21 protein-coding genes are annotated in these 24865 nt (G+C 40.8%); 3 read left to right on the forward strand and 18 right to left on the reverse strand.

Annotated elements, in window-relative coordinates:
- Positions 1 to 18 precede the first annotated feature (18 nt).
- From dnaE to rpsB, 16 genes are all read right to left on the reverse strand, one after another.
- On the reverse strand, positions 19 to 3504 hold the full coding sequence (gene dnaE, locus KO534_RS19950; protein ID WP_215932536.1) for a DNA polymerase III subunit alpha: 3486 nt from the start codon (positions 3502 to 3504) through the stop codon (positions 19 to 21).
- Positions 3505 to 4098 carry a ribonuclease HII gene (gene rnhB / locus KO534_RS19955; protein WP_215932539.1) on the reverse strand — a complete coding sequence of 198 codons (594 nt, stop codon included), beginning with the start codon at positions 4096 to 4098 and terminating at the stop codon, positions 3505 to 3507.
- Positions 4095 to 5255: a lipid-A-disaccharide synthase gene (lpxB, locus tag KO534_RS19960; protein ID WP_215932541.1), complete on the reverse strand. Its 1161-nt coding sequence runs from the start codon at positions 5253 to 5255 to the stop codon at positions 4095 to 4097. Before lpxB ends, rnhB begins: the two co-directional genes overlap by 4 nt.
- A 3-nt stretch (positions 5256 to 5258) precedes the next feature.
- Positions 5259 to 6026 (reverse strand): acyl-ACP--UDP-N-acetylglucosamine O-acyltransferase, encoded by a 768-nt coding sequence (gene lpxA / locus KO534_RS19965; RefSeq protein ID WP_215932543.1) that lies wholly within the window; start codon positions 6024 to 6026, stop codon positions 5259 to 5261.
- Positions 6027 to 6029: 3 nt separating this feature from the next.
- Positions 6030 to 6476 (reverse strand): 3-hydroxyacyl-ACP dehydratase FabZ, encoded by a 447-nt coding sequence (gene fabZ / locus KO534_RS19970; protein ID WP_215932545.1) that lies wholly within the window; start codon positions 6474 to 6476, stop codon positions 6030 to 6032.
- Positions 6477 to 6508: 32 nt separating this feature from the next.
- Entirely contained in the window at positions 6509 to 7549 is a 1041-nt protein-coding gene (gene lpxD, locus KO534_RS19975; protein ID WP_215932547.1) for a UDP-3-O-(3-hydroxymyristoyl)glucosamine N-acyltransferase, read from the reverse strand.
- A gap of 29 nt (positions 7550 to 7578) precedes the next feature.
- Positions 7579 to 8094: an OmpH family outer membrane protein gene (locus KO534_RS19980; RefSeq protein WP_215932549.1), complete on the reverse strand. Its 516-nt coding sequence runs from the start codon at positions 8092 to 8094 to the stop codon at positions 7579 to 7581.
- Between the two features lie 51 nt (positions 8095 to 8145).
- Positions 8146 to 10623 (reverse strand): outer membrane protein assembly factor BamA, encoded by a 2478-nt coding sequence (gene bamA, locus KO534_RS19985; protein WP_215932551.1) that lies wholly within the window; start codon positions 10621 to 10623, stop codon positions 8146 to 8148.
- A gap of 64 nt (positions 10624 to 10687) precedes the next feature.
- Complete coding sequence (gene rseP / locus KO534_RS19990) at positions 10688 to 12037, reverse strand: sigma E protease regulator RseP (protein WP_215932553.1); 1350 nt, start codon at positions 12035 to 12037, stop codon at positions 10688 to 10690.
- Positions 12034 to 13278 carry a 1-deoxy-D-xylulose-5-phosphate reductoisomerase gene (ispC, locus tag KO534_RS19995; RefSeq protein WP_215932555.1) on the reverse strand — a complete coding sequence of 415 codons (1245 nt, stop codon included), beginning with the start codon at positions 13276 to 13278 and terminating at the stop codon, positions 12034 to 12036. The genes rseP and ispC overlap by 4 nt, the downstream gene beginning before the upstream one ends.
- Complete coding sequence (locus KO534_RS20000; RefSeq protein WP_215932557.1) at positions 13278 to 14141, reverse strand: phosphatidate cytidylyltransferase; 864 nt, start codon at positions 14139 to 14141, stop codon at positions 13278 to 13280. The genes ispC and KO534_RS20000 overlap by 1 nt, the downstream gene beginning before the upstream one ends.
- A gap of 40 nt (positions 14142 to 14181) precedes the next feature.
- A complete protein-coding gene (gene uppS, locus KO534_RS20005) occupies positions 14182 to 14922 on the reverse strand; it encodes a polyprenyl diphosphate synthase (RefSeq protein ID WP_215932560.1) in 741 nt (246 codons plus the stop codon).
- Positions 14923 to 14940: 18 nt separating this feature from the next.
- Positions 14941 to 15498 (reverse strand): ribosome recycling factor, encoded by a 558-nt coding sequence (frr, locus tag KO534_RS20010; RefSeq protein WP_215932563.1) that lies wholly within the window; start codon positions 15496 to 15498, stop codon positions 14941 to 14943.
- A 13-nt stretch (positions 15499 to 15511) separates the two neighbouring features.
- On the reverse strand, positions 15512 to 16255 hold the full coding sequence (pyrH, locus tag KO534_RS20015; protein ID WP_215932566.1) for a UMP kinase: 744 nt from the start codon (positions 16253 to 16255) through the stop codon (positions 15512 to 15514).
- 175 nt (positions 16256 to 16430) lie between these two features.
- Positions 16431 to 17303 (reverse strand): translation elongation factor Ts, encoded by an 873-nt coding sequence (tsf, locus tag KO534_RS20020; RefSeq protein WP_215932568.1) that lies wholly within the window; start codon positions 17301 to 17303, stop codon positions 16431 to 16433.
- A 140-nt stretch (positions 17304 to 17443) separates the two neighbouring features.
- Complete coding sequence (rpsB, locus tag KO534_RS20025) at positions 17444 to 18175, reverse strand: 30S ribosomal protein S2 (RefSeq protein ID WP_215932570.1); 732 nt, start codon at positions 18173 to 18175, stop codon at positions 17444 to 17446.
- A 271-nt stretch (positions 18176 to 18446) separates the two neighbouring features.
- Between rpsB and KO534_RS20030 the strand changes: the two genes are divergently transcribed.
- Positions 18447 to 19637: an MFS transporter gene (locus KO534_RS20030; protein ID WP_215932572.1), complete on the forward strand. Its 1191-nt coding sequence runs from the start codon at positions 18447 to 18449 to the stop codon at positions 19635 to 19637.
- A 29-nt stretch (positions 19638 to 19666) separates the two neighbouring features.
- Here KO534_RS20030 and KO534_RS20035 read toward each other — a convergent pair whose 3' ends face one another.
- Both KO534_RS20035 and KO534_RS20040 read right to left on the reverse strand, forming a co-directional pair.
- Positions 19667 to 20209: a redoxin domain-containing protein gene (locus KO534_RS20035; RefSeq protein WP_215932574.1), complete on the reverse strand. Its 543-nt coding sequence runs from the start codon at positions 20207 to 20209 to the stop codon at positions 19667 to 19669.
- 370 nt (positions 20210 to 20579) lie between these two features.
- Positions 20580 to 21011 carry a hemerythrin domain-containing protein gene (locus tag KO534_RS20040; RefSeq protein WP_215932576.1) on the reverse strand — a complete coding sequence of 144 codons (432 nt, stop codon included), beginning with the start codon at positions 21009 to 21011 and terminating at the stop codon, positions 20580 to 20582.
- A gap of 285 nt (positions 21012 to 21296) precedes the next feature.
- Between KO534_RS20040 and map the strand changes: the two genes are divergently transcribed.
- Positions 21297 to 22088 (forward strand): type I methionyl aminopeptidase, encoded by a 792-nt coding sequence (gene map / locus KO534_RS20045; protein WP_215932579.1) that lies wholly within the window; start codon positions 21297 to 21299, stop codon positions 22086 to 22088.
- 141 nt (positions 22089 to 22229) lie between these two features.
- The gene (glnD, locus tag KO534_RS20050) at positions 22230 to 24848 is read left to right on the forward strand and encodes a [protein-PII] uridylyltransferase (RefSeq protein WP_215932581.1); all 2619 of its coding nucleotides are present in this window, start codon (positions 22230 to 22232) and stop codon (positions 24846 to 24848) included.
- The last annotated feature ends 17 nt before the right edge of the window (positions 24849 to 24865 follow it).

A 24865-nucleotide genomic window follows, 5' to 3' on the forward strand; every position in this document is an offset into this window, starting at 1 on the left:
TTCGCTTATATAAACGAGTTAGTGGAATTCCAAATCTATCTGAGGTTTCCCTAACAGCTGTTGTAAGTCATATAGTAACTCATCTTGGGGTGTAACATACCATTGTGCACCCAAGGTTAAATCAACTTTTGCATCTGGATGCACGTAACGTATCTGAACCGGGCAACTACCACCTTGATACGGCTGCAAAACTGACTGCAGTTTAGCCACAGTAGAAGGATTACACCAGCTTGATTCTAAATGCACTTGTAACCCTTTCGCATTTTTTTCACGGGCTTGTACTAAGTCCATTGCATCGCGGGCGGACATTGTATTGCCACCAGAGAACTCATCAAAGCTGACCTGTCCACTTATTACTAATATTTTATCTTCTTGCAACAATTCTTCATATTGCTCAAGCATATCAGGAAAAAACCTAACATCCACTCTGGCACTTTTATCATCTAGTGTTACCAAGGCCCAACGACGTCCTCTTTTGTTGGTCATTACCCTTACCCCTAATACTAAACCTACTGCAAAAGCAGTTTGATCTCTATTGGTCGGTTTTAGATCAACCAGGCGGCAAGGTGCATAATACTTGATTTCGTTGAGATACTGATTGATAGGGTGGCCAGTAAGATAAAGCCCCAATGTGGTCTTTTCACCGTCTAACCAGACTTTCTCTGGCCAAGGTTTAACATCAGCAAAAGCTTGTTGAACTTGTTCTGGCTCAGTGGTCAACAGTCCAAACATATCAGACTGCCCTGAAGTTTTATCTTTAGCATGTTGCCCAGCTGCCGCCAACGCGTTAGGCAAAGAGTGCATTAATGAAGCACGGTGAGGCCCTAAATTGTCTAAGGCACCAGCCAAAACTAACTTTTCCAAGATACGCTTATTGATACGTTTTAAATCTACTTTGGCGCAAAAATCGAATAAATCACTAAATTTTCCAGATTCATCACGGGCTTCAATAATTGCCTCAATTGGGCCTTCACCTACACCTTTGACCGCACCAATACCGTAAACAATGCGTCCTTGCTCATCGACTGTAAACTTGTGGCTACCGGCATTTACGTCGGGAGGCAAGATAGTAAGTCCCATACGATTACATTCATCAACCAAGGTAACGATTTTGTCGGAGTTATCCATATCGGCTGACATAACCGCGGCCATAAACTCTGCAGGATAATGGGTTTTCAGCCATAACGTTTGGTACGAGACTAACGCATAGGCAGCAGAGTGAGATTTGTTAAAACCATAACCTGCAAATTTTTCAACAAGGTCAAAAATCTTAATTGCTAGAGTGGGGTCAATTCCGTTATCTTTCGCACCAGACTCAAACGATTCCCGCTGCTTTTCCATTTCTTCTAGGTTTTTCTTACCCATAGCACGGCGTAATAAATCCGCCCCGCCTAAACTATAACCTGACATCACCTGAGCAATTTGCATTACTTGTTCTTGATACAAGATAATGCCATAGGTGGGCTGCAAAATTTCCTTCAAACATTCATGCTGGTATTGAGCGTCAGGATAAGAAACCTCTTCTCGTCCATGCTTACGATCAATAAAGTTATCTACCATGCCTGATTGCAGCGGGCCAGGTCTGAAAAGTGCCACTAGCGCGATAATATCTTCAAAACAATCTGGTTTTAGGCGTTTTATCAACTCTTTCATGCCACGAGATTCGAGCTGAAATACTGCGGTGGTCTCGGCATTTTGCAATAACCTAAAACATTTTGGATCTTCCAGCGGGATAGCCGCAATATTAATATCGATGCCTTTACCCGATTTAATCATATCCATCGCCCACTGGATAATAGTCAGGGTACGCAGTCCTAAGAAGTCAAATTTAACTAGACCTGCTGTTTCAACATCGTTTTTATCAAACTGAGTAACCGGGTTTTTGCCTTCGTCATCACAATATAGGGGAGCAAAATCCGTGATAAGTGTTGGCGCTATTACTACGCCACCGGCATGTTTACCCGCATTACGAGTACAACCTTCCAAGATACGACACATGTCTATGAGATCTTTGACTTCTTCGTCTTGGTTGTACAATTCTGGTAGCCTAGGCTCTTCAACAAACGCTTTTTCTAATGTCATCCCTGGAGTAGCAGGAATAAGTTTTGATATCCTGTCAACAAAACCATAAGGATGACCTAACACTCGGCCCACATCTCGCACTACCGCTTTTGCTGCCATAGTACCGAAAGTGATAATTTGAGATACCGCGTCTCGCCCGTACATTTCGGCCACGTGATCAATTACTTCATCACGCCTATCCATGCAAAAATCTACGTCAAAGTCAGGCATGGATACCCGTTCAGGATTCAAAAATCGTTCGAATAATAAGTCGTATTCTAGAGGGTCAAGATCTGTTATGTCTAAGGCATATGCCACAAGAGACCCCGCACCCGACCCACGCCCAGGTCCTACTGGAATATTATTATCTTTACTCCATTGAATAAACTCCATCACGATCAAGAAGTAACCTGGGAACCCCATTTGGTTAATAACCTTAAGCTCAATCGCTAACCTATCATCGTATTCTGGTCGTTTTTCTAAACGAACTTGTTCGTCTGGGAACAAAAATGCCAATCTTCGCTCTAGTCCCTCTTCCGAGACCTTAACCAGATAATCTTTAATATCCATACCTTCTGTAGGAAAATCAGGTAGAAAGTATGTACCTAGTTGAACCGTAACATTACAGCGCTTTGCGATTTCAACAGTATTTTGAATTGCTTCAGGAATATCAGAAAACAACTCCATCATTTCTTCAGCAGTTCGCAAGTATTGCTGTTCAGAATATTCTTTTGGCCTACGAGGATCTCCCAAGGTAAAACCGTCATGAATCGCTACACGAATTTCATGCGCATCAAAGTATTGTCTATCAACAAAACACACTTCGTTGGTGGCTACTACTGGCAAGTCATATTGTTGCGCCCAATCTACCGCGCGATGAATGTAGTCCTCTTCACCTAATCGACCTGTTCTGGTCAACTCCAAATAAAAACGATTAGGAAAGTGTTGCTGATAAAACTCGGTAACGTGCTTAGCAATATCCATATTGCCCTTAGTCAATAGCATACCTAAATCGCCTGACTTACCACCCGATAATACGAGCACACCTTGGCTGTGTTCAGCTAACCATGCTCGGTCTATTGCTGCTCTATCGTTTATACTTCCCCGTAAATAGGCTTTGGATATTAAAAGCGTGATATTTTTATAGCCGATATTATCCAAAGCTAACAATGTAAGACGAAACAAAGTCCCTTCAAGCTCATCAGCACATACCCAAAAATCTGCGCCTATAATTGGTTTAATACCGTTATCATGAGCCTGGCGATAAAACTTTACCAATCCACACATATTCATTTGATCAGTAATAGCGACAGCGGGCATACCCAGTTCTTTGACATGAGAAATAAGGGGTTTAACCTTATTTAACCCATCTAACATGGAAAAATCACTGTGCACCCGTAAATGTACAAAATTTACCGCGGCTTGTTGTAGTTGTTCTGTCATTTAAGAGCCTGCTAATTGACCATCATGCAAAGCAAGAGATTGCTGCACTGGCTTAAAACTCATTCGATATTGCGAAAGTGGTCCAAGCTCAGCGAGCTTAGCTAAATGGTATGCAGTAGGGTAACCTTTGTGCTTGGCAAAGCCGTACTCTGGATATTGTAGATCTAAAGCCAACATTTCTTGGTCACGTGTGACTTTTGCTATAATTGAGGCCGCTGAAATTTCTGCAATTAATCCATCGCCTTTAACCACGGATTCACTCGAATAATGCCAGTTCGGGCAACGATTTCCATCAACCATCACATGAGTTGGTTGGATTGACAACCCTTTTACCGCTCGGGTCATGGCAAGCATTGTGGCATGCAAAATATTAAGTTCGTCTATTTCTCTGGGACTAGCGCGTCCTATTGACCAAGCTAAAGCATATTGTTTTATTTCAGCTGCCAAAGTGTTTCGTTTCTTTTCAGATAACTTTTTCGAATCGGCCAATCCATTAATTTTATGTCTTGGATCGAGAATAACAGCCGCAGTTACCACATCTCCGACTAAAGGCCCGCGTCCGACTTCATCGACTCCTGCAATCAACTCAGTCACAGTGGTTGCTCGATCAAGTGGGAGACCGCCATAGCAGATTGAACATCAGCATCTCTTTTTAATGATTGGTGTAAAGCTTCAAACTTTCCAATAAGTAGTTGTTGTGCTTCGGTATTTTTTTGGGTCAACATAGGCACCAACAACTGACTAATCGCCTGTGGTGTCACTTCATTTTGAAGCAACTCAGGTACAATTTTTTCTCCCGCCAATACATTGGGTAACGCAAAGTATTTGGCTTTGTATAACCATTTCATCATTTGATAAGTCAAACCACTAAGTTTATAGGCTGCGACCATATTTCTCTTACATAACATGGCTTCTAAGGTAGCCGTTCCTGAGGCGAGTAATACTGCATCAGAAGCTATCATTACCTCTCTAGCATGGCCTATCACCACCTGAATATCTAAATTCGGTTTATGAGTTTGAATATATTCGTCGACCTGAGCTTTGCGATGACGATTAACCACTGGAATTAGTACTTTGAATTTTTTGACATCTGCCTTTAGAAGTAAACAGGATTGAATAAACACATCAAACAGTGATTCAACTTCACGTTTTCTGCTACCAGGCAGCATCGCTAGAACTACTTCATTCTCTTTAATTTTTAAAGCTTCTCGAGCTTTTTGTTGATCTGGTTTAATCGCAATATCGTCTGCCATGGTGTGACCAACAAATTCACAAGGTATTTGGTGTTTGTCGTAAACTTGTTTTTCAAAAGGGAAAATACTCAAAACCATATTTGTGGCTTTGGCAATCTTAAAAATTCGATTTTCACGCCATGCCCAAACGGTAGGGCTAACATATTGTACGGTTTTAATTCCGTGTTTTTTGAGCTTAAGTTCTACGCCTAAGTTAAAATCAGGCGCATCAACCCCTATAAACACATCAGGTGGGTTAGCTAGAAAATGGGTGACTAACGACTTGCGCACAAACATTAACCTTCTGATTCTAGACAATACTTCAACCAAGCCCATTACCGACAACTCTTCCATATCAAATAAAGTTTGACAGCCTTGAGCCTGCATTTTAGGACCTGCTATGCCTTCAAAAATAGCATTGGGAAAACGTTTTTTGAGTTGTTTAATGAGACCGGCAGCAAGGATATCGCCAGACGCTTCTCCAGCCACAATACCAATCCTCAAAATTTTGTCGCTCATGAGTTAGCGCGCAATACCGCGAGAAGAGTTAGCAACAAAATTGGCTAAAAGTTGCACTTCAGGAGTGTTACCAGGCATGGCTAGAAGCAATTTAACCGCTTCTTCAGCTCTATTTCCTTGGCGATACAATACTTTATAGGCTCGCTTGATTTGTAATATGGTATCACTATCAAAACCACGGCGTTTTAATCCTTCTGCATTGATGCCACGAGGTGTACTGTCATTTCCTAACATCACAAAGGGTGGTACGTCAGCTAAAATTATCGCGCCCCCACCTACAAAACTATGATCACCAATTCGGCAAAACTGATGGGAGGCTGTAGCCCCACCCATGATCACCCAATCACCTATATGTACATGCCCTGCGAGTATGGCACTAGTGGCCAAAATACTGTTATCACCAATGACACAATCATGGGCGACATGTACATAACACATCAGTAAGTTATTTGAGCCAATTTTAGTCACGCCTTGATCTTGGACTGTACCACGATGGATAGTCACCGACTCTCGGATCACATTGTTATCACCTATTATCAACTCAGTTGGCTCACCAGCATATTTTTTATCCTGACAATCTTCACCCACAGACGCAAACTGATAAATATGATTGCCTTTGCCTATTCTGGTTTTCCCTTTGACGACCACATGAGATTCAAGCACGGTATTATCACCAATGCTGACATCAGCATCAATCAGGCAAAAGGCGCCAATAGAAACATTTTGACCTATTTTAGCGGAAGGGTGGATAACGGCAGTAGAATGTATCACCAGTTACATTTTCCTCATAGCACACATAAACTCAGCTTCACACGCGGCTTTTCCGTCAACGCTGGCCACACCATGAAACTTCCAAATTCCGCGGCGTTCTTTTATTAATTTGACTTCCATATCCATACGATCACCTGGTACTACGGGTAATTTAAAGCGCGCATTATCTACGCCAGCATATAGGTATAGGTCATCTGAATTACCCGCTGTTTTGAAGCCTAATACTCCTGCAACTTGGGCTAAGGCCTCTAATATCATGACACCTGGAAAAATGGGTTTACCAGGGAAATGTCCGGTAAAACAAGGTTCATTAAACGTAATATTTTTATATGCGGATATAGACTCATTGATTGTGTAGTCTGTCACTCTATCTACTAATAAGAAAGGATACCTATGGGGAAGTAACTCCATGATATCTTCTATTTCGAGAGTGTTAATTTTGTTAGCCAAAAGGTGTTCTCCTAAACAAACCAGTTAGTAGTCTATTCACTACTGCTGCTGGCTTTTTCCAATGATTTAACGCGCTGATTAAGGCTAGTAATATTTCGCAATGCTACCATATTTTTGCGCCATTCTCGGTTGGCTTCTGCCGGTATGCCTGACGAATACACGCCGGGTTCTGTAATATTTTTGGTGACCATGCTCATTCCGGTAAAAACTACGTTATCACAGACGCTAATGTGCCCATTTATGCCCACTAGACCAGCAATGCTGCAATTCTTACCAATAACTGTGCTACCAGCAATGACAGAACATGCGGCCATTGCAGTGTTTTCACCGATCTCTACGTTGTGGGCAATTTGACACTGGTTATCAATGATTACGCCATCAGCCAAAATAGTATTGTCTAGCGCACCACGATCTATTGTAGTACTTGCGCCAATTTCTACTCGGTTGCCAATTACCACACTGCCAAGTTGCGGGATTTTAATCCACTGCCCATTTTCATTAGCGTATCCAAAGCCGTCACTGCCTATTACAGAGTTAGCTTGGACCAAACAATCTGAGCCCATTATAACATCATGATAAATACTGACATTGGCCCATAATTTCGTATTTTCACCTAGCTGCGCACCTTTACCTATAAAACATCCAGCACCAATTATAACATTGTCGCCGAGCATCGCGCCCGCTTCTATTACTGCATTGGCAGCTATTTTAACACCTTTACCCAACACAACATTTTCACCAATAACGGCATGAGCAGATATGTTATGTGCTGGTTTCGGTGTTGTGTCGAGCAGTTGTGCGGCTTTAGCAAACCCCACATAAGGATTGTTCATAACAAACGCGGAGCGACTGCAATGGGGGAACTCGTCTGGATGCAGAATAACGGCCTGAGCATTGGTGCTTTGCAGTAGGCCACGATACTTTTTATTAGACAAAAATGAAACCTGGCCATCGCCAGCTTTGATTAAAGTAGATAAACCGGTAACGAGGGTATCTTGAGTATCGGTGCCTGCTAGGCGCAATTCTGCACCGATGCTTTGTGCCAATTGAATAAGACTGATTGCGTGACTCAAAACACCTCCCATATTACAACTAAAGCGACTTATTTGATTTTAGAAACTTGCTCAAGCACCATTTCAGACACGTCTAGATCAGGGTTTATAAAGGCCACAGAATTAGCGTTCAAAATCATGTCATATTTTTCTTTGGCTGCAACGGCATCAATCCCTTGCTTAATTAACCCTAATAACTTGTTTTGTTCTTCTTTTAAACGATTTTGAATTTCTTGCTGCAGAGGCTGAGCTTTTGAAGTGTATTCTTCACGTAATGCAATGATTTTACCTTCAAGTTCTGTTTTTTCTTTGGCGCTCATTGTGGCTGCATCACGTTGATTTTTTTCAAGGTAATATTTAATGTCTTTTTCTAAACGGCTCACTTCTTCAGTTTTATCTTTGAATTGTGCAGCAATGGCATCTTGAATGGACGCAGCTTGAGGCATTGATTGGAATATACCTTGCACATTCACAACACCAATTTTCTGTTCAGCAAATACCGCAGAACTCGCCATAGCTGATGTTAACAATGCACCTGCAATTAAACTTTTAGTAAACTTTTTCAAAAGGAACTCCTACTTCTTATTGTTCTAAAGCTGGGTCATACCAGCCATATATTAAAATGTTTGACCAATGTTAAAAGTGAAGAATTTAGAATCATCACCTTCTCTTTCTTGTATTACTTTCGAGAAACTAAACACCATTGGCCCCATAGGTGATAGCCATTGTACAGAAACTCCGCCCGATGCTCTATAGAGTGTTGGATCACTATAATCAATTAATTCATCATTACTGAGTGAAAAGTTGTTATTCAATAGTTTATAACGATCATAATCAAACTCGGTATCCCACACATTACCCACATCAACAAATAGACTGGTACGTACTGAGTTATCAAAATCGACTTCTACGAAAGGTGTTGGCACTATCAATTCTACACCACCAAGCACCATAGCATTACCACCAAGTGAACGACTAGAAACAGAGAATGTATTGTTGGACTCATCACCTAAAATGACTTGACCGTTAGGATCTGTCACTATTTGTGACGGTGACACGCGCAAACCGCGAGGTCCCACTGTATTGTTTTCAAAACCTCTTAAAGAATCAGATCCACCCGCCGTAAAATGTTGAGTAAAAGGTAAGATTTGATCGATACCTCCCACATCTCCATAGCCGTTACCGTATCCCATTTTTAATCTTGCTAAAAATGACCAGCGTTGGTTACGAGAAAGTGGGAAGTACCATTTGCCATCAATTTCAGTTTTGAAATAGTTTACATCTGAGTTTGGCGTAGTGATGCCAAATGAGGCTCGTTGTGACGAACCTGCGGTTGGGAATACGCCTCGGTTAAGTGTAGTTCTTGACCAAGCTATTGAAGCTAAGAAACTATCGTATTTAATCGCTGCATCTGGATTACTTTCATCAACAAATTGATTATTGAAACGAGTAGTTTGCACATAGGGCTGATTTTGGAACAGCTCAACTACGCTATAAGTTAATCCAAAATTAATTCGATTGAATTGGTCAATAGGGTACCCAACGTTACTACCTACTGAAAACTGCTTACTGTTGTATTGAATCAAGTTAGCAGAGCTTCCGTCAAATTCACTGTAAGACACTGAACCACCTAAACTTATGCCATCAATAGTAAAATAAGGGTCGGTGTAAGAAAGCTGTACGCTTTTCTGATAAGACACTGTACTCACATTAAATGCAATACGTTTACCGGTACCTAAGAAGTTATCTTGCTGAATACCGGCTTGCAGACTTAGTTTAGTGCGATCGCCGTAACCAATACCTGCATTGAACGCACCTGATGGTTGTTCTTTTACCGTAAAGTTTACATCTACTTTGTCTTCTTCGCCGGGAAGTCGAACCGTTTCAAAGTCTACGTTTTCCATATAGGTTAAACGCGAAAGACTATTTTTCGAAGACTCTAAAGTAGCGTTAGATAACCAAGAACCTTCCATTTGAGACACAGATTGTCGCAACACCTCATCGGCAGTACTTACGTTTCCGGAAAAGTTAATTCTACGAACATAAATACGTTTACCTGGGTCTACGGATAATACTAACTTTACGGTTTTGTCTTCTTCATTAATATCAGGAATAGTAGTAACTGTAGGATATGCATAGCCATATCGGCCTAAGTACTTACTGATAAACTCTTCTGTGTAAGTTACTTCTGCTTGGTTATACAACTCGCCTTTGGTTAGCGGAAGTACTAATTTGATGTAGTCTTCGTACCCCAATAAGTCGCCAATTAACTCAACTTCAGAGATAGTATATTGCTCGCCTTCAGCAACGTTTAGGGTGACATATATGCCAGTTTTATCAGGTGTCATTGATACTTGAGTTGAATCAATGTTAAAACGCAAGTAGCCGCGGTCTTTGTAGTAACTGGTGATGGTTTCCATATCCCCTGTCAGAGTCTGTTTCTGATAGCGAGTTTCTGATAAAAAGTCCCACCAAGGAGTATCAAATTGTAATTCTACTTGATCTAATAACTCGAAATCGCTGAAGGTTTCATTACCTACTATGTTGATCTGTTGGATTTTTGCAGAGTCACCTTCTTCAAATAGCAATTTAAGGTCGACTCGATTTCTAGGTAGAGGGGTAATAATTGCCGTAACATCAGCGTTGTATTTACCTATGCTATAAAAGAAATCTTTCAGGCCATTTTCAATTGAGGTCAACACTGTTTTATCGAGTGGTTCACCTACTACAATATTGGCGTCATTGAGGCTTTCTTGTAATTGTTCGTCTTTAATATCGTCGTTATCTTCAAATACGATATTACTGATAGTGGGCCTCTCAGTGACTCGTACCAATAATGTATTACCATCGCGATAGATTTTAATGTTTTCAAAATGAGTAGAGGAATACATCGACCGAATAAGTTGCGAAATCCGAAAACTATTCATCTCATCGCCAACTGTTACTGGCAAATAGGTTAAAGCTGCACCTAAGGCAACACGCTGCAAACCTTCAACTTTAATATCTTGAACGATAAAATCACTACTTGGGGCTGCTTTTGCTAAGCTAGCAATGGATAACATTAATCCGGCAACAACTAACTGTTTAAACTTCATTTATTAATATTCTTCCTAAACGCACAAACAATGTGGTGTGCATAGTCACATCGACTGATAAAAATTATAAACGCGCAATATCATTTACTATCGCGATGCTCATTAATAGCAGCAGCAAAACGCCACCAATTTTAAACCCTACTTCTTGGACTGATTCTGGCACAGGCCGTCCACTTAAAAGCTCTATAAAATAATAGAGTAAGTGCCCACCATCAAGTACTGGCAGAGGTAAAAGGTTAATTATGCCTAAATTAACGCTAATTAACGCTAAAAAGCCTAAAAAATACACTAAACCTAAACTTGCGCTAGACCCTGCTCCTTGAGCAATGGCAATTGGACCACTCAAGTTTTTAACTGATACATCTCCAGTAATCAGCTTCCCAAGCATCTCGATACTCAGTGTCATCAAACGCCACGTTTTGTCCATCGCTTTGGATAAGGCTTTGCCTAAACCATATTGATGCACAAACACCACTCCTTCTGGCCAAGGTTCTAAAGTCGGAGTAAATCCCATATACCCTTTAGTATTTTGAGCTTCAGTTTTACTACCAATGGTCCCCTTTAAACTGACAACTTGTCCATTTCTAAGCACCTCAACTTCAACAAGTTGATTTGGTCTAGAAGAAACATGACCCACTATTTGTTCCCAATTTTGCATACTAGTTCCATCTAGACTGACAATTTTGTCATTTGGCTGTAATCCAATTTGTTGTGCAGCAGAGTCATTTTCTACGCTTCCCAAGACTGTCAGTACCTTAGGGCGGTAAGGTGTGAGTCCCAAGCTCTCAAAAACAGAAGTTTTATCTGGGTCAAATTGCCATTGACTGATATTGATTGTGGCACTTTTTTCATAGCTACTTTTGTCGTCGGTCCACTTAATTGACATTTCATCATGTCCAATAAACGACATAAACTCATAAGCGACATCTTCCCAATCAACGACTTTTCTTTCCCCAATCTGGGTCAACGTTGCATTTTTTTGAATATGACTTTGGCTTAAAATGCTTTCAGGTTCGATATTGCCAACTATAGGTTTAATAGTCTGCAATCCAATTAAATACATGACAAACAGCGCAAAAATAGCGAACAGAAAATTCACACCTGGACCCGCTGCAATAATTGCAATACGTTTTAATACGTGTTGGCGATTAAAGGCATAAGGTAAATCTTGTTCTGAAACTTCATCGACCCTTTCATCAAGCATTTTAACATAGCCACCTAGAGGAATAGCGGCTATGACATATTCGGTACCTAACTTATCAGTCCTGCGCCATAATGCTTTACCGAAGCCAATAGAAAAACGTTCAACCTTGACACCACATCTACGAGCAACCCAAAAATGCCCCCATTCGTGCACTGCAACTAAAATACCTAAGGCTACAATAAAAGAAACTGCACTAATCAAAAAACTCACGAGCCAACCTTCCGATTATTACTTCGACACAGACTATCAATAATGTTTGCAGACAAACTACGGGCTCGACGATCACATTCAAGCACTGCTTCAATATTGCCTAAGTTGTGATTTAATGTTCGTTGTAAACATTCCTCATTCACCTGCGCTATTTGCATAAACCCAAGTTGTCCACTTAAAAACGCGTCCACTGCCACTTCATTTGCAGCATTGAGGGTTGTTGTTGCATATTGGCCAGCGTTACTCGCTTGCATCGCTAAATCTAAATTGGGGTACCGCGCGGATTCTGGCTCAGTAAAACTAAAGTCTGCCAATTGCTTAAAATCTAATGGGGCAACGCCAGATTCGATTCTTTGTGGATAGGCTAAAGCATGAGCAATGGGAGTGCGCATATCGGGGTTACCCATTTGTGCTAATACGGAACCATCGAGATATTGCACCATAGAATGGATGATACTTTGGGGGTGCAATACAACTTCAATGTCACAAGCCTTGAGTCCAAATAGCCACCTGGCTTCGATAAACTCTAAACCTTTGTTCATCATAGTTGCCGAATCGACCGATATCTTTCGTCCCATATCCCAATTAGGGTGAGCACATGCTTGATCTGGCGTGACTTGATGCAGTTCACTTAATGGTTTATTTAAAAACGGCCCGCCCGAACCAGTCAGAAGAATCTTACTGATACCTGAAGAACATAACTCCCCATATTTAAAATCCTTAGGAAGACATTGAAAAATAGCGTTGTGCTCACTGTCTATTGGCAATAATTGAGCATGATGTTGATTGGCGGCTTGAATAAAGAGTTCACCAGACATCACTAAAGATTCTTTATTAGCTAATAATACTTTTTTACCCGCGTTTACAGCGGCCAATGTGGGTAATAAACCTGCGCCCCCCACTATGGCAGCCATCACAATGTCAACGTCTTCAGCACTAGCGACTTGGAGCAAAGCCTCGTGGCCCGCTAACACCTCACAGCTAAGCTTTTGCTCAGCGAATAATTTCTTGGCATGTTGAAAGAGTTGCGGATCGGCTATGACCACATATTCTGGGGAACAGATTAAGGATTGTTGCAGCAATAATTCAATATTGGTGTTAGCAGTTAGTGCAAACACACTGAAACGCTCGGGGTGTCGAGTGATTACATCTATTGTGCTTTTTCCAATAGAGCCAGTAGCGCCTAGAATGCTAATTTTTTGTACTTTTTGTTGCGTCTCTTGTTGCGTTTCTTGTTGCATTAGGCCATCCACATGACGTAACAAAATGCAAAAACGGGGAAAGCCGCTGTTAGGCTATCTATTCTATCCATAATACCGCCATGGCCTGGTAGCAAGGTTCCGCTATCTTTTATACCCGCACAGCGTTTAAACATACTTTCGTTCAAATCACCTAAAGCGGATACGCCTACGGTTAAAGCCCCAACTAGTACATGCAACCAAATGCGCGATGGATCGACTTGATAATGTAAGGCTGCAAAAGCAATAATAGCCGAAGAGGCAAAAACCCCTCCCATCAGTCCTTCAAGAGTTTTACCCGGCGAAACTTCTGGACGTAATTTGTGTTTTCCAAACTTAACCCCGACAAAAAATGCCCCGATATCGGCGGCCCAGACAATACCCAAAACATAAAAAATTAGGGATGCACCGTAATAAGGGTCTACGTCGTATAAACTTGTTCGAAGCGACACTACTGCCACCCAAGTAGGAATTAGGGTTAAAAAACCGAATATACCGCGAAGTATTTTACTGGTGTACCAAACAGAAGTGTAACTTGGGTAGGCAATAATCATTGCCAGTGATACAACCCACCAAATGGCTGCTACCGAGAGAATATAGGTGTATAGACTATTCAATTGTCCTTGGTACCAAATCAAATCCGTTGGTAACAAAAAAGACAAGATCATACATATGACGACTACTAGAGCAGCATATGCACTCTTGGTAAAGGTGCGTGTCATTCCAGACATGCTTGACCATTCCCAAGCACCTAGCCCCATGACTAGCGCAATCATGATTTCAAAACTAAATAGTGGTAAATATAAAATGGCAAATAATGCTAGAGGAGCAAGAATAAGCGCCGTAATAATTCGCTGTTTTAACACACTAGCCCCTTATATTTGTTATTGTTGACTAGGTATATCATTAAGTTACCTGCTCGGAAGTTTTTCCGAAACGTCTTTGCCTATCAGCAAAGGCGTCCACTGCGGTTTGGAAACAATCTTCGTTAAAATCGGGCCAAAAAGTGTCAGAAAAAAACAATTCTGCATAGGCAGTTTGCCACAACAAAAAGTTACTAATTCTTTGCTCCCCGCCGGTGCGGATCATTAAATCCACTGCGGGTAAGCCTGCGGTACTAGTTTCGCTAGTAAATGACTCTTCGTTTATATCTGCTATTGCCAGTTCCCCAGCTTGCACTTTCACTAAGAGCGCTTTAGTTGCGTTAACTATATCCCAACGGCCACCATAGTTAGCGGCGATGTTCAAAACCAAACTGTCGTTTTTTTCAGTCAAAACTTCTGCTTGGTGTATCTTATCCGCTAATTTACTGTCAAATCGACTGGTATCGCCTATGATTTTCAGCCTGACCTTGTTTTTATGCAGCTTTTTAACTTCACTGCCAAGTACCATGTTAAATAGACTCATTAACACCCCCACTTCTTCAGCTGGTCGGTTCCAGTTTTCGCTACTAAAAGCAAAAAGTGTTAGGACTTGCACCCCGTTTTTTAATGCATAGGATACCGAGGCTCTTACAGCTTTGACTGCGGATTGATGTCCAAAAGTACGAATTTTGCCTTTTTTCTTAGCCCAGCGCCCGTTGCCATCCATAATGATAGCCACATGTTGTGGGATGGTTTTTTCGACTAATTGTTCAGAAGCATTCATTTATCAGATATAACTCAATCACACTTCCATTAAGTCTTTTTCTTTCGCCACCAAAATTTCGTCTACTTCTTTAACAAAAGCATCGGTTAACTTCTGTACGTCGTCTTCACCACGACGGCTATCGTCTTCACTGATTTCTTTTTCTTTCAGTAACTCTTTAATATCGCTATTCGCATCTCTACGAATATTACGAATCGCCACTTTGCCTTGCTCGGCTTCAGCACGAACCACTCGAATCAGATCTTTACGGCGATCTTCAGTCAAGGCTGGCATAGGAATTCGCATAACGTTACCGGCACTCATAGGGTTAAGCCCCAAATCCGACTGCATTATGGCTTTTTCAACTGCTTTAGCAGAACTTTTATCAAATACAGTTAATGCTAAAGTTCGAGAATCTTCTGCAATAATATTAGCTAGCTGTTTAAGTGGAGTATCAGTTCCATAGTAGGGCACTACTATGCTATCTAGTAAACTAGGATGTGCTCGACCAGTGCGAATTTTTGAAAGCTGGCCCTTTAATACACTGATACTTTTTTCCATACGCTGACGCGCGTCATCATTAATTTCGTCAATCACAGTAGTTTTCCTATTATTGCTTTATTTCTTCAGTGTGGCAGATTAACGTGCCTACATCTTCGCCCATCACAACAGCCTTCATACATCCAGGTGTATTCATGTTAAAAACGCGAATTGGCACATTATGATCACGAGCTAGGGTGAAGGCGGCTAGATCCATCACTTTTAGTTCTTTTTCTAAGACTTCGTTATAGGTCAAGGTTTTGAATAGTTTGGCTTCTGGGTTTTTCGCTGGATCATCATCGTAAACACCATCAACTTTGGTACCCTTCAAGACCGCATCGGCCTCTATTTCTATACCTCGTAGGCAAGCAGCAGAATCAGTAGTAAAAAACGGATTACCTGTTCCAGCAGAAAAAATAACCACTCGACCTGATTTGAGTAAACTAATCGCCTCTGCCCAGTTGTAAGCATCACAAACACCATTGAGAGGAATAGCTGACATAAGACGGGCATTGACAAAAGCACGATGCAAAGCATCACGCATAGCCAAACCGTTCATCACAGTCGCCAGCATCCCCATGTGATCTCCGACTACACGATTCATACCCGCTTTGGCCAAACCTTCACCTCGGAAAAGGTTGCCCCCACCAATAACCAGACCGACCTCAACACCCAACTCAACTAGCTCTTTAATTTCTTGAGCCATACGTTCTAACACTTTAGGGTCGATGCCAAAACCTTCGTCTCCCATTAATGCTTCACCGCTTAACTTTAATAGAATTCTTCGATAAGCGGACTTAGGTGCGATACTCATAGATTGATAGTTCCTTAAGGTGATAAAAGGCGGCGACGATAAAAGGCCAATAAGCCTATTTTATATATGTCTTTGTTGTCTCAAAGTCGTAGATTCAAAACAACATAGGCATATAAAAAAAAGCACCTCATTTTGAGGTGCCAGTATTATACCCAAACATCGTTAAAAGGCATTTTTATTTTTTAGCAGCTGCCATTTGAGCGGCAACTTCAGCTGCAAAATCTTCTTCTTTTTTCTCGATACCTTCACCTACTTCAAAACGTACGAAGTTAATCACATCGGCATCTTTAGATTTAAGCAAGTCAGCAACTAGCATAGAAGGATCTTTCACAAAAGGCTGACCAGTCAAGCTGACTTCGCCAGTGAATTTTTTCATACGGCCAGAAACCATTTTTTCAGCGATTTCAGCTGGTTTACCAGACTGAATTGCAATATCTAGCTGAATTTCTTTTTCTTTAGCAACCACTTCTGCTGGTACATCTTCAGGCTTCACAAACTGTGGGCTTGAAGCGGCAATATGCATAGCGATGTCTTTCGCTAATTCTTCATCACCACCTTGTAAAATGGCAATAACACCTATTCGTGCGCCATGAACATATGCGCCAAGGTTGTCACCTTCAACAGAGATCACACGACGTGGACTGATGTTTTCACCAATTTTAGCAACTAAAGTGTCACGAAGGTCACTGATTTTAACACCGTCAACTTCAGTGTTATTTAGTGTGTCCATATCGTTAATTTTATTCGCAGAAGCGACTTCAATTAGCTGTTGACCAAACTTGATAAAGCCATCGTCGCGAGCAACAAAGTCAGTTTCGCTGTTCACTTCCATCATAGTTGCCACACCGTTAGCAACTTTAGTCAAAATCACACCTTCAGCGGCAATACGACCAGCCTTTTTAGCGGCTTTCGCTTGACCATTTTTACGCATATTTTCAATTGCTAGCTCAATGTCACCATCAGTTTCAACTAAGGCTTTTTTACAATCAAGCATACCGGCGGCTGTACGCTCACGCAATTCTTTAACTAGGGCTGCAGTCACTGCCATTTTCGTTTCCTCGTCAAAATAATTTGATCAAATTATTTGAAATTATACATTTAAAAACAGGGGCGCTAGCCCCTGTTAAATTAATTCGTGTTAGATAACAAAAACTTTGCTACCCAAAATGTCGCTCAACGCTAAGTAAATTACTCAGCAGCTTCTACGAACTCACCTTTTTCAGCTTGCGCTTCAAGGTTTTGATCACGACCTTCAATCACTGCGTTTGCAGCTGAGTTCAAATATAATTGAACCGCACGAATCGCATCATCATTGCCAGGTACGATATAATCAACACCATCAGGGTTAGAGTTAGTATCAACAATTGACACAACTGGAATACCTAAGTTGCCCGCTTCAGTGATAGCAATATGTTCGTGGTCAGCATCAACAACAAACAACACGTCTGGTAAACCACCCATGTTTTTAATACCACCTAAACTAGTTTCAAGCTTAGTCATTTCACGAGTTAACATTAGTACTTCTTTTTTAGTCAATTTTTCGAACGTACCGTCTTGGCTTTGTTGCTCAAGCTCTTTTAAACGTTTGATTGACTGACGAACAGTTTTCCAGTTTGTTAACATTCCGCCCAACCAGCGTTTATTAACATAAAATTGGTCGCATTTGTCTGCGGCTTCTTTCACTGCATCACTTGCTGCACGCTTAGTTCCAACGAAAAGGATTTTACCTTTCTTAGCAGCAACGCCACCAACAAAGTTAAGTGCTTCGTTAAACATAGGAACAGTTTTTTCAAGATTGATGATATGAACTTTGTTACGTGCGCCAAAAATGAAAGGTTTCATTTTTGGATTCCAGTAACGAGTTTGGTGTCCAAAGTGTACGCCTGCCTGAAGCATGTCGCGCATAGATACATTTGCCATTATAAAGATTCCTCAATATGGGGTTAGGCCTCCATACATCCCAGTTTTCGATCCACTTAGTGACTTCTTCATAAGAAACACTGCGCAGACACCCCGAAAAATGTGTCGATGTATGTGTGATATTTACGCTAATCTAGTTAGCCTCTTCGCGATAATTAAAAAAGGTTTTCACCTTCATTAATTTCAGCGGTGCGCTTTATAGCACGAGGCTAGGCTCTGTTCAAGTGGAGCCGGGTAATTTAAAGTAAAAATCAACAAATTGGACGTCATTTTGAACGATCAGCAAAACAAAACATTTTTTCAACTGATTGCCATCGCAACTTTTACAAAACTCGCCGACTTACTTATTTCGGCTAAAACCACTTTACCTTGGTTACTGACTAGCTTAGGCGCGCCTATTTGGATTATTTCATTATTAGTGCCAATTCGTGAGTCTGGCTCCTTGATACCTCAATGGACCATTAAGCAATACACTCAAAATGTGCAAAACCGAGTAATCCTATGGCGATGGGGCATTGTTATCCAGACTACTGCCATAGGTGGCATTTTGATCGCTGCGATATGTACCGAAAAACTCATCGCTGGATTATTAATACTCTGTGCATTGTTAATATTAAGCTTAGGCCGCTCCGCAACGTCGCTGAGTATGAAAGATATTCAGGGAGTAAACATAAAGAAAGGCAAAAGAGGTAAGTTAGTAGGGATTGCCTCATCTATTTCCGGACTGTTATCACTGCTAACCGCGGTATTGATGATTTTGGCGCCGGAGCAACAAAGTACCGCTACCGTTGCCATTCTAATTGCTCTTTCAATAGCGTTAATGCTAGTAAGTTTGGTGTTTTCGCGCAATCTCAGCGCACAATTGAGCCACGACGATGAAAAGTCAAATGACCAACATGGGTTGTGGAAAACTCTTTACCAGCAGGGAGACCTAAAAAACTTGATTATTAGTAGATGTTTATTATTACATGGAGCATTAATTGCGCCATTTTTTGTTAGTGGCGCAGCCAGCAACAACGACCATTTCCAATTGCCCTATTTTATTATCGCCAGCGCCTTAGCATCGTTCTTAAGTTCTTATTTGTGGGGGAAGTTGGCAGACAAGAATGCGGTTAAGACATTATTCATTGCCACTTTGGTATGTGTTTTGGCATCTGTCGGTTTCGTTATTTTCACTGATGCCAATAATTGGCAGTTAAATATAGCTTTGTTTTTCCTACTAAGTCTTGGCTACGCAGGGATAAGAACAGGCCGTAAAACCTATATGTTAGATATTGCCCAAGGACATAAACGAACCAGTTACGTGGCTTCAGCCAATACGGTGGTGGGGTATGTTTTGCTCGCATTAGGAGGTATATATGCATCATTGCAACTATGGATAAGTGACTATGTGATATTAATCATGACAGGCGCGCTAGTCATAGGCTTATTCCATACTTTAACTATGCGGGCCGAAAAATAACGGTGAGACTAACGCCTCACCACCGAACATTAATAACTATGAGTACCACGGATGGGATAGTTATTGTCCATCGCATACTCTAATCCAGTCACAAATTGATCGATATTAGGCCGTATAAATGGCGCGTTAGCAATCTCCAACATGGCGGTTTGACCTTTTGGATTAACTAGAAATAACCCTGGTTCCGCAAACACATGATCGGTCTCTGAATCACTTGTAGGTTCTGAAATATACAACCCTAATTTTTTCATATCTTCAGTTTGCAATTCGAGTAAAACTGGAAAGCCCACCTCTAACCCATTGATTTTAAATTGTTCTAGTTGTTTTTTGTTATCCGCTGAAACGGCAACTATATCAACATTGAGCGCTTCAAATCGACCAGAAAGCATGGCTATCTCATTTAGATATTTTAAACAAATTGGACAATGTTGGCCTCGGTAGACCACGACCAACGTCCATCGACCAGTCGCTACTTGAGGCTGTACGTCAACTAAAGACACGACTCGCCCATCCGCGGTTTTGACGTTAACTTGTGGGAAACTTTCTCCCGCTCTTAATTTCGTATTTTGCATATTGGTTTTTCCTTCTTTTTAATATTTAAAGGATAACTAACCTGAGCTCGGGTTAAGACGTGCCGCTTCCTCTAAAGTAAATATAATAAAAACAATAGGTTATAGTCTTATTACTTATTTAGCCGCCAATTTAATGCATCCAGTGCTGATATTATTGTGTTTATCAAGGCGAGATTGCTCGCAATAGCCAGCTATTGCGAGCAAGTTCAACGAAGATAGGCGCAATAATAGCGGTGCTGGACGGTATGGCTTATCCCGAGTTAAGGTTAACTACCTTAGTTTTTGGCGACTAAGCGGTAATACGACTTTCAACTGCGATGCATTCATCGACATATTGAGTCGTGATTAGTCCCCATTTGAAAATGGTTAATTACGCTTGCTGCATCTCTTTTTGATAATCGTTGGCAAGCTGGTCTTGTTGCTTGTGGCTCAACACCTTATTAGCATGTTGGAAAAATTCTGACTCTTCTTCATCTAAGTGATGTAACACAAGGTCTTGCAAGGATTTCATATGATGTAACCAAGCCGATGAACTCATTTCTGTGTTATCTAACTTTTCTACTAGTTCATCAATTTCATGATGCTCAGCTATGCCGTGTCTTGAATCCTCAATGGTTTTATCAGATTCCATTAATGGCGAGTAAAAGTGTCTTTCTTCAGCTACCGCATGTTGACTGAGCTGCTCTTTTAATTCAGAAAAGTATGCTCTTCGTGTTTCAGTATCACCTGAGGTTTCAACTAAAATTTTCATTAACAATCGTTGTTTTTCGTGGTCTTTTCTTAAAGCTTGAAAAATTTCCATAAGTACTCCAATCGGTTAGATGTATGCTTTGGTAAAAGCCAACATCATGCCAATAAGATAACCATTTGTTTTATATAGGTATTTATTAATCGAACTTTGACAAACAATCAGGATTCATCTTTTAAATAAGAAAAAACTACACACGTTAAGTAAGAACTACAGGCTATGTCTAAAATAAATCACCATTGAATTCGAAGCTGATATTTATTCAGCCCTAGCGAGAATCGACCTTAAAAGATACAATAAGTAGAATTTATAAATTGTACTGAAATTTAGGAAAGAACCTTGCCAGCCACTATTAAAACAGCCTCTGAAATTGAAAAAATGCGTATTGCTGGTCGTCTTGCAGCTGATGTTTTGCAAATGATCGGTGAACATGTCAAAAAAGGTGTCACCACCAACGAGCTGAATCAAATTTGTCACGATTACATTGTCGATGTGCAAAAGTGCATCCCTGCTCCTCTTAACTATGGCAATCCACCTTTTCCTAAATCCATTTGTACCTCAGTAAACCATGTTATTTGTCATGGCATTCCCTCCGATAAACAACTTAAAGACGGGGACTCGGTGAACATTGATGTCACTGTCATTAAAGATGGCTATCACGGTGATACATCCAAAATGTTTGTGGTAGGTAAACCGTCAATTTTGACTGAAAGACTAATAAGGGTGACTCAAGAGTCGTTGTATAAAGGAATAAAAATGGTCAAACCCGGTGTGCGTTTGGGCGACATCGGCCATGCCATTCAGGAATATGCCGAAGGCCACAATTATTCAATTGTTCGTGAATATTGTGGCCATGGTATTGGCGCTAACTTCCATGAAGAACCTCAAGTAGTTCATTATGGTAAGCCTAATACCGGTGAAACTCTTGAAGAAGGCATGTGTTTTACCATAGAACCTATGATTAATGCTGGTAAAAGGTTTTCAAAAGTATTGCCAGACAAGTGGACTGTTGTAACTAAAGACCGCAGTCTGAGTGCGCAATGGGAACACACGTTATTGGTCACCGCAAACGGCGTAGAAATATTGACTTTACGAGATGACGAAGAGATAGACCGTATCATTAACCACTAATTTCAGTGGTTAATCTCGGTTAATACAATCAAACCTTATGATAAATAATTATTGCTGGCGGTAAATAGTTATTTGTCATAATCCAATATTCACGTAATTTGTGTCAATAGATCAACCATCCACCCATAAAAGGTATTTATATTGTCTTTACAAAGCCTACTTAGCCAAATAAAACTAATTAATAGCACAGATAATATTACCGCCTTTAAAACAATAGTTTCAAATAGCTATGAGTGGCTTGATAGTGAATTAGGCTCTGGAGAAGTAACAGGTCTGGTTTTAGGGAGAGCCACATTAGTTGACACTTTGCTCAGACACATCTGGCAATTGATGGAACTGCATAAAGAGAAAAATTTAGCCTTAGTCGCAGTGGGTGGATACGGGAGAGGCCAACTTCAACCCTATTCAGATATTGATTTATTATTGCTAAGTAAAAAATCATTATCTACAAAACAACAAGAACACATAAGCCGATTTATCACTCTGTTATGGGATATTGGTTTGGATGTGGGTCAATCAGTACGTACCATAAAAGAAACCTTTCAACTTGCGAAACAAGACGTCTCTATCGCAACAAATTTGGTGGAAGCGCGGATATTAAATGGCTGCCAAACAACGTTCGATGACTTACAACAAAAACTAAATGGTCGGGGATATTGGAGCAGTAAAGATTTTTTTGTGGCAAAAGATCAAGAACAAAAAGCACGCCATGCAAAATTCAAAGACACTTCTTACAATTTAGAACCCAACGTAAAGGAAAGTCCTGGATGTCTGCGAGATATCCAATCTATTGGTTGGGTAGCCAAAAAACATTTTAATGCAACCGATGGCAAAGATTTGCTAGAACACGGTTATTTTAACCAACAAGAATTTGATGAGTTAATAGAATGTCGAGAGATTCTCTGGCGCATTAGGTTTGCGTTACACATAGTCGCTGGGCGCAGTGAAAATCGTTTGTTATTTGATTACCAAGCTGATGTAGCGACGCGATTAGGCTATGGTGACGACGGGAAAAAATCCGTTGAAAAAATGATGAAAATCTTTTTTAGAACGGTTCGAAGGATCAGTGAACTGAATAAGATGTTAATGCAACGTTTTAGTCAAGACGTGTTGAGCCTAAATGTGAAACAACAAATCAAGGTTAATGCCGACTTTGAATTGCTTGACGGTTATATTGCTCCTACTCACGACAACGTTTTTACCTCGCCAGAAGCGATTTTGAAGTTTCTATTATTACTGGCTGACACCCCCGATATTCAAGACTTACACTCCAGTTGTTTACGTCAATTGCGTATTGCACGAAGAGCATTTCGCAAACAATATTATGTGGAACGAGAGGAATGCCGAGAGCTATTTTTACTGTTGATGAAACACCCTAACTTTTTCTCTCTAGGTTGGGACATTATGCATAAACACGGAGTTTTGCAGGCCTATATTCCCCAATGGGATCATATTGTAGGCATGATGCAATTTGATTTGTTTCACGCCTACACAGTCGACGAACATACCCATAGATTGGTCAAAAACATCCATCAATATTCGCAACCAGAAAACAAAGAGTTTCCACGCTGCGGCAATATAGTTAAAAACCTTGATAAACCTGAATTATTATACATTGCCGCTATTTATCACGACATAGGAAAAGGCCGCAACGGTGACCATTCCAAACTCGGTGCGGTAGATGTAAAAGAGTTCTGCGAACGCCACGGTATCAATACCCAAGATACTGAATTGATTAGATGGTTAGTAGAAAGTCACCTGCTAATGTCTGTTGTTGCCCAAAGGCGAGATATCTACGATCCAACTGTCATCAACGAGTTTGCACAATCGGTGCGTACACACAATAACTTGAATCACCTATATGTACTTACGCTAGCGGATATTAGAGCAACCAATGACAATCTTTGGAATGATTGGAAATCTACACTATTGCGTGAGTTGTATTTGTTAACCCAAAAGGCGTTAGATAATGGTTTAGAATGTAAAGTTGCGCTGCAAGACCGGATTACTGAACACCAAACCAAAGCGATGGCTTCAATGCTTGAAAACGGCATGAACGAATCTCAAATATCGCAGTTTTGGCAACGACTTAGCGACGACTACTTTACTCGTTTCAAACCTGCGCAAATAGCATGGCATGCCAATGTCATTTTGGCTGCCCACCCTATGACCGATGACTTTTTACTTGTTGGTACAAGTGCAAACACCTCTAAGTCAGGTGCTGAGCTAATAGTGTATGGTAAAGATAAACCTATGATGTTCGCGCAAATAGCTTCTGTTTTAGACAGTCGAAACTGCTCCATACACGATGCCCAAATTATGCGTACCCATGATGGTTATATGTTTGATAGTTTTATTATTTTTGAACATAACGGTGACAGGATCACTTCGGTATCACGTTTAAATACGTTAAGGGATGCGGTTGAAACCCAGTTAAACAAACCCGGTGAAGAACACGTCAACAAGCGCAAAATGTCTCGACAAATGAAGCAGCTAGATGTGCCAACTAAAGTCAGGTTTTATCCTAGTCAAACCAATGTAACTTTAGTTGAACTAGAAGCTTTAGATGCACCTGGACTGCTCGCCAATATTAGCGAGCAGTTTATTGCCCTTAATTTCAAACTACATCAAGCGAAAATCTCCACCATTGGAGAACGGGCTGAAGATTTGTTTATTATTAGCAATGAGCAAGATCAACCTCTTACTCATAACGAACAAGTGTTACTTAAAAAACATTTGTGTGAGGCACTCGACTCTTAGACGCTGTTTTAGCGCCA

It is taken from the genome of Paraglaciecola arctica (genome assembly GCF_018861065.1).
Taxonomy (GTDB): domain Bacteria; phylum Pseudomonadota; class Gammaproteobacteria; order Enterobacterales; family Alteromonadaceae; genus Paraglaciecola; species Paraglaciecola arctica_B.